General features: G+C 60.7%; 6 protein-coding genes. 4 read left to right on the top strand and 2 right to left on the bottom strand.

What is annotated here, in order from left to right:
* Both PARACOCCUSGL_RS22690 and PARACOCCUSGL_RS0108645 read right to left on the bottom strand, forming a co-directional pair.
* Positions 1–681: calcium-binding protein (locus PARACOCCUSGL_RS22690; protein ID WP_369750411.1), on the bottom strand; the 681-nt coding region annotated here is incomplete at its 3' end.
* A gap of 52 nt (positions 682–733) precedes the next feature.
* A complete protein-coding gene (locus tag PARACOCCUSGL_RS0108645; protein ID WP_010395343.1) occupies positions 734–1,330 on the bottom strand; it encodes a hypothetical protein in 597 nt (198 codons plus the stop codon).
* A 384-nt stretch (positions 1,331–1,714) separates the two neighbouring features.
* On the opposite strand from PARACOCCUSGL_RS0108645, the gene PARACOCCUSGL_RS0108640 reads away from it, so the two are divergent.
* The 4 genes from PARACOCCUSGL_RS0108640 to mgtA all read left to right on the top strand — a co-directional run bounded on the left by PARACOCCUSGL_RS0108640 (position 1,715) and on the right by mgtA (position 9,035).
* Positions 1,715–1,915, top strand: a complete 201-nt coding sequence (locus PARACOCCUSGL_RS0108640; protein WP_010395341.1) for a hypothetical protein — start codon at positions 1,715–1,717, stop codon at positions 1,913–1,915.
* A gap of 122 nt (positions 1,916–2,037) precedes the next feature.
* Entirely contained in the window at positions 2,038–3,294 is a 1,257-nt protein-coding gene (locus PARACOCCUSGL_RS0108635; protein ID WP_010395338.1) for an aspartate kinase, read from the top strand.
* A 29-nt stretch (positions 3,295–3,323) separates the two neighbouring features.
* Positions 3,324–5,558: a phosphoenolpyruvate--protein phosphotransferase gene (gene ptsP, locus PARACOCCUSGL_RS0108630; protein ID WP_010395336.1), complete on the top strand. Its 2,235-nt coding sequence runs from the start codon at positions 3,324–3,326 to the stop codon at positions 5,556–5,558.
* Between the two features lie 777 nt (positions 5,559–6,335).
* The gene (mgtA, locus tag PARACOCCUSGL_RS0108620) at positions 6,336–9,035 is read left to right on the top strand and encodes a magnesium-translocating P-type ATPase (RefSeq protein WP_010395330.1); all 2,700 of its coding nucleotides are present in this window, start codon (positions 6,336–6,338) and stop codon (positions 9,033–9,035) included.
* The last annotated feature ends 14 nt before the right edge of the window (positions 9,036–9,049 follow it).

Here is a 9,049-nt window from a genome sequence, read left to right as displayed (position 1 = left end):
GGTGCCGGTGTTGAAATCGGTGATCAGGATGGTTTCGCGAACGCCGCCATGGTGAACGTCAAATCGATCGAACCCTTCACCACCAGTCAGAGTGCTGCCGCCGCTCATGCCATAAAGAAAGTCATTCCCTTCACCTCCGTCCAGAAGGTGATGTCCATGGTATGCGATAAGGGTATCGTTTCCCGCGCCTCCATAGAGGGTGTCTTCTCTCAGATCTTCAGGATCAGTAACGGTAACTTGTGAAAGTAAAAAGTCGTCGCCATCTCCGCCGTCCAGCAGGTTGTTTCCCCCGTCGCCGACAAGCGTATCGTTTCCCGCTCCGCCATAAAGCGTATCGTCGCCTTCATTCCCCCGCAGCGAATCATTACCGTTGCCGCCATGAATTTCGTCGTTACCGTTGCCACCACGAATTGTGTCGTTGCCCGCCTCGCCATTGATGAAGTCGTTGCCATCACCGCCATCAATGAGGTCGTCGTCATCTGCGCCATCAAGGTAGTCGTCGCCGTCTCCGCCTTGAATGGTGTCGTTGCCGTTTCCGCCAAAAATGGTGTCGTTGCCCGCCCCGCCGAAAATGGAGTCGTTGCCATCATCGCCATAAATGAGGTCGTCGTCGTCTCCGCCATCAAGGTAGTCGTCGCCGTCACCGCCATGAATGGTATCGTTGCCCGCTCCGCTAAAAATGGAGTCGTTGCCGCCAAGGCCTATGATGACGTCATCGCCCGGACCAACCCTTTCACCTTCCGGGGTCGCCGGTATAGTTTTCGTCGATCAGGTCATCCCCATCGGTGCCTTCGACAACGCCGGGCATGGCTCTTGTGAGATCGCCTGGGGCCTCGGCCATGTCGTCGGTGCTGGCACCGGGCGCAAGCCGGGTCGCCTCTTCGATCGACATGCCGGTCGAGGTATAGCCGATGATTTCCCAGTTGCCCGGAGTGAGCTCGGCCCAGATTGCATTGATATGAAATCCGGCTTCGTTCAGCGCGGCCTGACCATTGTCTGCGCTCCAGTCCGGAGCTGATCTGTAGCCAAGCAGAAGCCTGACGTTTTCATAGATGACCCCGGCCTGTATGATGGTAGCGGTCTGCACCTCATCCAGGCTGATTTCCTGACCGTCGGATCCTTCATATGTCAGGTCGGGGTTTGAGCCGGGCAGCGCGCTGCCCCCGTTGGCGAATATATCCAATGTCTGGCCGGGTGACCGAAAGACGATCTGCGTGGTGTCCAGCGCGGGATCGTAGGTTTCGGCCAGAGTGAAACTGGCGTCGGGCTGGCCGGTCGTCGGACCTCCGGCAATGTTTTGCACAGAGGTAAGCGTAACAGAGATCGGCATAATGAACTAAGCTCCTGATCGAGTGCGGCTGATGTCCCGGACAGGGACAGGCAGGGTCGCACGACTGACAGAATTACAAGCGCCAGCAACAATTCGGGTGCGGCGCGGTGGGGTCGGGGTTTTCGCGTGATATTTGCGAAGTGAGGGGGGCTAATTGATGCGCCGGAAATACACAACACACCTTGTGGTTGTTGACGCTGCGTCGGCTTTTTGATCTGCCCGGTCTGATCTGCGTATTCACAGGGTTTTCCCGGGTCCCGTCGGCTTTTCCGCAGGTGTGGCCTTGTGGTATCACTATGGCGTGAACTTGTGGCTGCGATCCGGCTGTTTTCCAGATGTCACATTCCTCTGCTGAAAGACCCTCGATGAGTAAGCGAGGTCTTCATGAACGCCTGGTGGATCGCATCCGTCTGCATCAACCGCACACTTGGGGGGCAAAGATCAGAGCCGCTTTGCTCTCGTGTCTATCGCCAGCCGCCGTCGCTGTGGCGCAGCTTTTTCATGGCGCTGATGGACCGCATGTTCCGTGAAACCGCCCATTGCGAGAATATCCATCTGCGCTGGCGCGACCGTTACGGGGCCTGAGCGGCGGGGCGGTTGGCAAAATAATGCAGCCGAAACGGCTGGAACTGCCCGCCGCCCCTTGTTCTTTTCCTGTGCGGCCCATAGAACGCGCCCCGGAAAACTGGTGATGCTGGGGGCAAGAAATGCCGCTTCTGGTGATGAAATTCGGCGGCACTTCGGTGGCCGACCTGGACCGCATCAAGAATGCCGCGCTGAAAGTTCAGCGCGAGGTCGAACGCGGCTATGACGTCATCGTCATCGTCAGTGCCATGTCGGGCAAGACCAACGAACTGGTCGGCTGGGTCGAGGCGACCTCGCCGCTGTTTGACGCGCGCGAGTATGATGCTGTCGTTGCTTCGGGTGAGAATGTCACGGCCGGGCTGATGGCGCTGACGCTGCAGGAAATGGGTGTGCCCGCGCGCAGCTGGCAGGGCTGGCAGGTGCCGATCCATACCACGTCCCAGCATTCGGCGGCGCGGCTTGTCGATATTCCGCGCGACAACATCGACCAGAAATTTGCCGAAGGCATGCGGGTTGCCGTGGTTGCGGGTTTCCAGGGCATCACCGTGGACAACCGCATCACCACGCTTGGCCGGGGCGGCTCGGACACCACCGCCGTTGCCTTTGCCGCCGCCTTTGGGGCCGAACGTTGCGATATCTATACCGATGTGGACGGGGTCTATACCACCGACCCGCGCATCACCTCCAAGGCGCGCAAGCTTGACAAGATCGCCTTTGAAGAAATGCTGGAGCTGGCCAGTCTGGGGGCCAAGGTGCTTCAGACGCGCTCGGTCGAACTGGCGCTGCGCTACAAGGTCCGCCTGCGGGTGCTGAGTTCGTTCGAAGATACCGACGAAAACAGCGGCACTCTGGTCTGCGATGAGGATGAAATCATGGAATCGAAAGTCGTTAACGGCGTCGCATATTCCCGCGAAGAGGCCAAGATCACCCTGGTCACCGTCGAGGATCGTCCCGGCATTTCGGCCGCGATCTTTGCGCCGCTGGCCGACGCTGGCGTCAACGTGGATATGATCGTCCAGAACATTTCGGAACGGAACTACGAGGACCATCCGGGTGCCGTCACCGACATGACCTTCTCGTGCCCGGTCAACCAGGTCGCCCGCGCCCGCAAGGCAATGGAAGAGGCCAAGGCCGCCGGTCACATCGCCTATGACGAACTGGTCGTCGATACCGAGGTCGCCAAGGTTTCGGTCGTTGGTATCGGTATGCGCAGCCATGCCGGTGTTGCGGCGCGCATGTTCAAGGCGCTGGCCGATGAAAACATCAACATCAAGGTGATTTCTACCAGCGAAATCAAGATTTCGGTGCTGATCGACCGCAAATATATGGAACTGGCGGTTCAGGCACTGCATGATGCCTTTGAACTGGAACAGTCCTGAACCAGACTGACGGCTGAAGCGGGAGGATTATGCCCGAACGCAAAGACAGCGAATCGCGCAAGCTGCTGCGGCGGCTGCGCGAGACTTTGGCGGCCCCCGGAGGGGGGCAGCATCGTCTGGACCAGATTACCCATCATATCGCTGATTCGATGGGGACCGAGGTCTGCTCGATCTATCTGTTTCGCGACCCCGAAACGCTGGAGCTTTGCGCGACCGAGGGGCTGAAGCCCGAGGCCGTGCACAAGACCCGTCTGCGTCTGGGTGAGGGGCTGGTAGGTCGTGTTGCCCGTACCGGGCGGCATGTAAACACCGCCGATGCCCCGGGTGAGCCCGGTTTTCGCTACATGCCCGAGACCGGCGAAGAGGTGTTCTCCAGCTTTCTGGGCGTGCCGATTCAGCGCGTCGGCGAAAGACTGGGTGTGCTGGTGGTGCAGTCCCGCAGTGCCCGCCAGTTCAGCGAGGATGAGGTTTATGGCCTTGAGGTCGTCGCCATGGTTCTGGCCGAAATGGCCGAACTGGGCGCTTTTCTTGGCTCGCAGGCGGACAGCCTGCACCATTTCCCGATCATGTTCCGCGGCACGACCGGGCAAGAGGGCACGGCCGAAGGTCATGTCTGGCTGCACGAGCCGCGCGTCGTGATAACGAACCCTGTTGCCGACGATCCGTTAAAGGAAAAGGCGCGGCTGAATGAGGCCGTGGCCATGTTGCGCACCACGGTCGATTCCTTGCTGGCCGCCGCCGATATGGGCTCGGGCGATTCTGCCGAGGTGATGGAGACCTATCGCATGTTTGCCCATTCGCGCAGTTGGCTGCGCCGGATGGAAGAGGCGATCGACCTTGGCCTTTCGGCTGAAGCGGCCGTCGAAAAAGAACAAAGCCAGGCTCGCGCCCGGCTGGAAAGCGCCGCCGATCCCTATTTGCGCGACCGGCTGCACGATCTTGACGATCTGTCCAACCGGCTGCTGCGCATCCTGACCGGGCAGGGTCGCGATACCGGGGCCGAAATGCCCGAGGATCCGATCCTTGTCGCCCGCAACATCGGTCCGGCCGAGCTTTTGGACTATGGCCGACGGCTCAAAGGCGTGGTGCTTGAGGAAGGCTCTGTTGGCAGCCACGCCGCCATCGTCGCCCGTGCGCTGGCAATTCCGCTGGTGATCCATGCCGAGCGCATCACCTCCGAGGCGCTTAACGGTGATCTGATCCTTGTTGATGGCGACATGGGCACGGTGCATCTGCGCCCGGAAGAGACCGTCACCAAGGCTTTCCGCGACAAGATGGCCATGCAGGCCGAAGCACAACAGCGCTATGCCGGGCTGCGTGACCTGCCTGCAACCTCGACATGCGGCACGACGATTCAGCTTTACATGAATGCGGGGCTGATGGCCGATCTGCCCAGCCTTGAAAGCTCGGGCGCCGAGGGGGTGGGGCTGTTCCGCACCGAGTTGCAGTTCCTGACCCGTACCAAGGTTCCGCGCCGGGGTGAGCTTGCGGCGCTTTATGCCCATGTGCTGGACAATGCCCATGGCAAGCCGGTGATGTTCCGAACGCTCGATATCGGTTCGGACAAGGTGCTGCCCTATATGAAGCCACAGGACGAACCGAACCCGGCCATGGGCTGGCGGGCGATCCGTGTCGGGCTGGACAAGCGGGGGGTGCTGCGCATGCAGTTGCAGGCGCTGATCCGTGCCGCCATTGGCCAGCCGTTGCATGTCATGTTTCCTTTCATCACCGAGATGAACGAGTTCGAAGAGGCGCATAAGCTGCTGATGGAGCAGCTTGCCCGTGAACAGCGTCTGGGTCACGCGCTGCCGTCGGATATCCGGGTCGGTGCGATGCTTGAGACGCCGTCGATGGCGTTTGCCCCGAAGAAATTCTTTGAGATGTGCGACTTTATCTCGGTCGGGGGTAATGACCTGAAGCAGTTCTTCTTTGCTGCTGACCGTGAAAACGAGATGGTGCGGCGGCGTTATGACACGCTCAACACCTCGTTCATCACGCTGCTGGAGCAGATCGTGCAGCGCTGCGATGAGGCGCGGGTGCCCGTATCTTTCTGCGGCGAGGATGCCGGCCGCCCGATCGAGGCGATGACTTTTGCCGCGCTAGGCTTTCGGCGGCTGTCGATGCGCCCGGCCTCGATCGGGCCGGTCAAGCATCTGATCCGCCGGGTGAACCTGAGCGAGCTTAAGCGCGTGATCGATGATGCGCGCGATGCGGGCGAAATCAACCTGCGCCGCCCAATCACCGAATGGCTGGCCCGGCAATAGCCCGGGTCGCGCCACACCGCCCGACCGCAACCAAACCCTGCTGAGCCCGGATCGGCCAGGCCCTCTGTCCGGGGCGCGGCTATACAAAAGTATATCAACGGGATACCAATGGCAGGCCGTTCTTTCCTCACGCGCACTCGTCAGGAGTGCGCGCCTGGTCTAAAGAGCAACCACGCCGTCCGACGCCTGCGCGACCGGACATCTACAGGAAAGTACAGAAATGGCGAGCGACAGTAGTCGATCTAACGCGCTGCAAAAGATGCTCCGCACGGGCTAGGCCGCCAGGTCTTTCCTCGGGGTGTCCGTTGCAGCGGATAACGAGGTGAGACATGAACAACAGCATTCGCATCAGGAATGTGGTGCCGGTCCAGGGCCGGCGCAATCACGTTATCCGTCCCATCCGCCCGGTGTCGGCCATGCAGGCCGCGCCGCGTCTGCGGATGTGCTGGTCCGTCAGCCCTGACACCCGGCAACTGACGGCTTCCTGGCACGCCGCCCGTGTCACTGTCGATGAAGGCGCTGGCACCGAGCCTGGGCTTTTGCGGGGCGCACGGGCGTTTCCGCGCAGGATGCCGGGGAAAAGGCTCCGACACGGATAGCGGACCTTGACCGGCCGCCGCTTTTGCCCTGAGGCCCGGGCGACGGCCCCATGCAGAAACGCGATTTGATCAATGCTCCACGCGGCTCGTGCCAGCGAGGGACGGGCCGCTGTTTTTCTGAGACAGGGTACCGTTTCTGCCGCGCCGCTGCGTGCAAAACGACAAGGCAGAACCGATAATGAACCAGACACTTTCCACCCGCGAGCGACACAGGCAGACGCCGCAGAAACCTGCGGCCATTCTTTCGATGCGGGCCGTGCGTGAGGCAAACAACGACCTGACCATCACGATTGCGAACCTGAAATCCTCGCTGAGCGGCCTGACTGCGGCCGAGGCCGAACGTCGCCTGCACAGGAACGGTCCGAACGAGACCGTCCACGAAAAGGCTCCGCATTGGGCGATCCAGTTGCTTGCAACACTGAAAAACCCCTTCATCCTGGTTCTGGCGATGCTGGCGGCGATTTCGGTCTATCTTGAGCCCGAGGATCTGACCGGCCCGATCATCATCGGCACCATGATCGTGCTGAGCGTTATCCTGCGTTTCTGGCAGGAGTTCCGCTCGACCCGCGCGGCCGAGGCGTTGCAGGCCATGGTGCGCACCACCGCAACCGTGCTGCGCCGTACCGGGGGCGCGCCAGAGGGGCAATGGTCCGAGATCCCCATGCGCGAACTGGTCGTCGGCGATATTGTACGCCTTGGTGCCGGTGACATGATCCCCGCCGATGTGCGGCTGATCGAATCTAAGGACCTGTTTGTCAGTCAGGCGGTCCTGACCGGCGAATCCATCCCGGTCGAGAAATACGACACGCTCGGCGCGGTGGCCGAGAAATCGGCCGGTGCCGTCGCGCCCGCCGATGCCGGGCCGCTTGATCTCAGCAACATTTGCTTCATGGGGACGAATGTCGTCAGCGGACAGGGCCACGCGATTGTGGTTGCGACCGGCAATCACACCTATTTCGGCTCTCTTTCCAAAGCCATCGTTGGCACCCGGGCCGAGACCTCGTTCGACCGCGGCGTCAAAAGTGTCAGCTATTTGCTGATCCGCTTTATGCTGGTGATGGTGCCGATCGTTCTGGTCATCAATGGCGTGGTCAAGGGGGACTGGCTTGAGGCGCTGATGTTCTCGCTGTCTGTCGCTGTCGGCCTGACGCCCGAAATGCTGCCGCTGATCGTGACCGCGAACCTTGCCAAAGGCGCGATTGCCATGTCGCGGCGCAAGGTGATCGTCAAACGCCTGAACGCCATCCAGAACTTTGGCGCGATGGATGTGCTTTGCACCGACAAGACCGGCACGCTGACCCAGGACCGCGTCATTCTTGAGGCGCATTTCAATACCGAAGGCGTGCCAGATGACCGGGTGTTGCAGATTGCATGGCTGAACAGCCACCATCAGACCGGGGTCAAGAACCTGCTTGACCTTGCTGTGCTGGACTATGCCGCGGCCAACAAAAACCGTAAAGGCACGGACTGGCCCCTGAACTATCACAAGGTGGACGAGATCCCCTTTGATTTTGTCCGCCGCCGCCTTTCGGTCGTGGTCGCCGGAGAAGGGGGGGAGCACCTGCTTGTCTGCAAGGGCGCTGTCGAAGAGATGCTGGCGATTTCCTCTTTCGTCGCGGGTCCTGACGGCATGTGCCCGTTGGATGCCGAGCGGCGCGCCGCTCTGGTTGCCCGCGCGCGGGCGCTGAATGAGGATGGTCTGCGCGTGGTGCTGGTCGCCACCCGCGAATTCACCAGCGCAGAGGCAAAATCTGCCTATTCGCTTAGCGATGAGGCCGGGTTGACGCTGCACGGTTTCCTCGCCTTTCTCGATCCGCCCAAGGACAGCGCGCGGGCGGCGATTGCCGCGCTGCATTCCCATGGCGTAGCGGTCAAGATCCTGACCGGTGACAATGCTGTCGTCACCGCCAAGATCTGTCATGAAGTCGGGCTAAAGGTCGGAACCCCGCTGCTTGGGCGCGACATCGCAAGGCTGGACGATACGCAGCTGGCCGAGGTTGCCGGGCGTACGACGGTATTTGCCAAGATGTCGCCGCTGGACAAGGCGCGCGTCATTCAGGTGCTGAAATCGCTGGGTCATACCGTCGGCTATCTGGGCGACGGGATCAACGATGCTCCGGCGCTGCGCGATGCCGATGTGGGGATATCGGTCGATACCGCCGCAGATATTGCCAAGGAATCCGCCGATATCATCCTGCTTGAGAAAAGCCTGATGGTGCTGGAAGAGGGCGTGATCAAGGGCCGCGAGGTTTTTGGCAATATCATCAAATATATCAAGATGACGGCCAGCTCGAACTTTGGCAATGTGTTCAGCGTGCTGGTGGCCTCGGCCTTTCTGCCGTTCCTGCCGATGATGCCGATCCACCTGCTGATCCAGAACCTTTGCTATGACGTCTCGCAGCTGTCGCTGCCCTGGGACCGCATGGATGAGGAGTATCTGGAAAAGCCGCGCCAATGGTATGCGGGGGACATCGCCCGCTTTATGGTGGTCATCGGTCCGATCAGCTCGATCTTTGATATCACCACCTATTGCCTGATGTGGTTCGTCTTCAGCGCCAACACGATCGGGGAACAGTCGCTCTTTCAGTCGGGCTGGTTCATCGAGGGGCTGCTGTCCCAGACGCTGGTCGTGCATATGATCCGCACGCGTAAGATACCCTTTGTCCAGAGCACGGCGACCTGGCCCGTTCTGCTGCTGACCGGGGCGATCATGGTGCTGGGCATCTATATTCCCTTCTCGCCGCTTGGCAGCATGATTGGGCTGCAACCGCTGCCCTGGTCCTACTTTCCTTGGCTGGTGGCGACTTTGGCAGGGTATTGTGTGCTGACCCAGCTGGTGAAAACGCTCTACATCCGCCGTTTCAAGGCCTGGCTGTAAGGCGCGGTCAGAAC

It is taken from the genome of Paracoccus sp. TRP, from assembly GCF_000185925.1.
Lineage (GTDB): Bacteria > Pseudomonadota > Alphaproteobacteria > Rhodobacterales > Rhodobacteraceae > Paracoccus > Paracoccus kondratievae.
Note: the sequence above shows the minus strand (reverse complement) of the source record. Positions and strands in the feature narration are given on the sequence as shown.

What these genes read in the sequence shown, in the direction of transcription:
- ptsP (WP_010395336.1), top strand. Translation starts at nt 3,324, where the DNA reads ATGCCCGAACGCAAAGACAGCGAATCGCGCAAGCTGCTGCGGCGGCTG.
- PARACOCCUSGL_RS0108640 (WP_010395341.1), top strand. Translation starts at nt 1,715, where the DNA reads ATGAACGCCTGGTGGATCGCATCCGTCTGCATCAACCGCACACTTGGG.
- PARACOCCUSGL_RS0108635 (WP_010395338.1), top strand. Translation starts at nt 2,038, where the DNA reads ATGCCGCTTCTGGTGATGAAATTCGGCGGCACTTCGGTGGCCGACCTG.
- PARACOCCUSGL_RS0108645 (WP_010395343.1), bottom strand. Translation starts at nt 1,330, where the DNA reads ATGCCGATCTCTGTTACGCTTACCTCTGTGCAAAACATTGCCGGAGGT.
- mgtA (WP_010395330.1), top strand. Translation starts at nt 6,336, where the DNA reads ATGAACCAGACACTTTCCACCCGCGAGCGACACAGGCAGACGCCGCAG.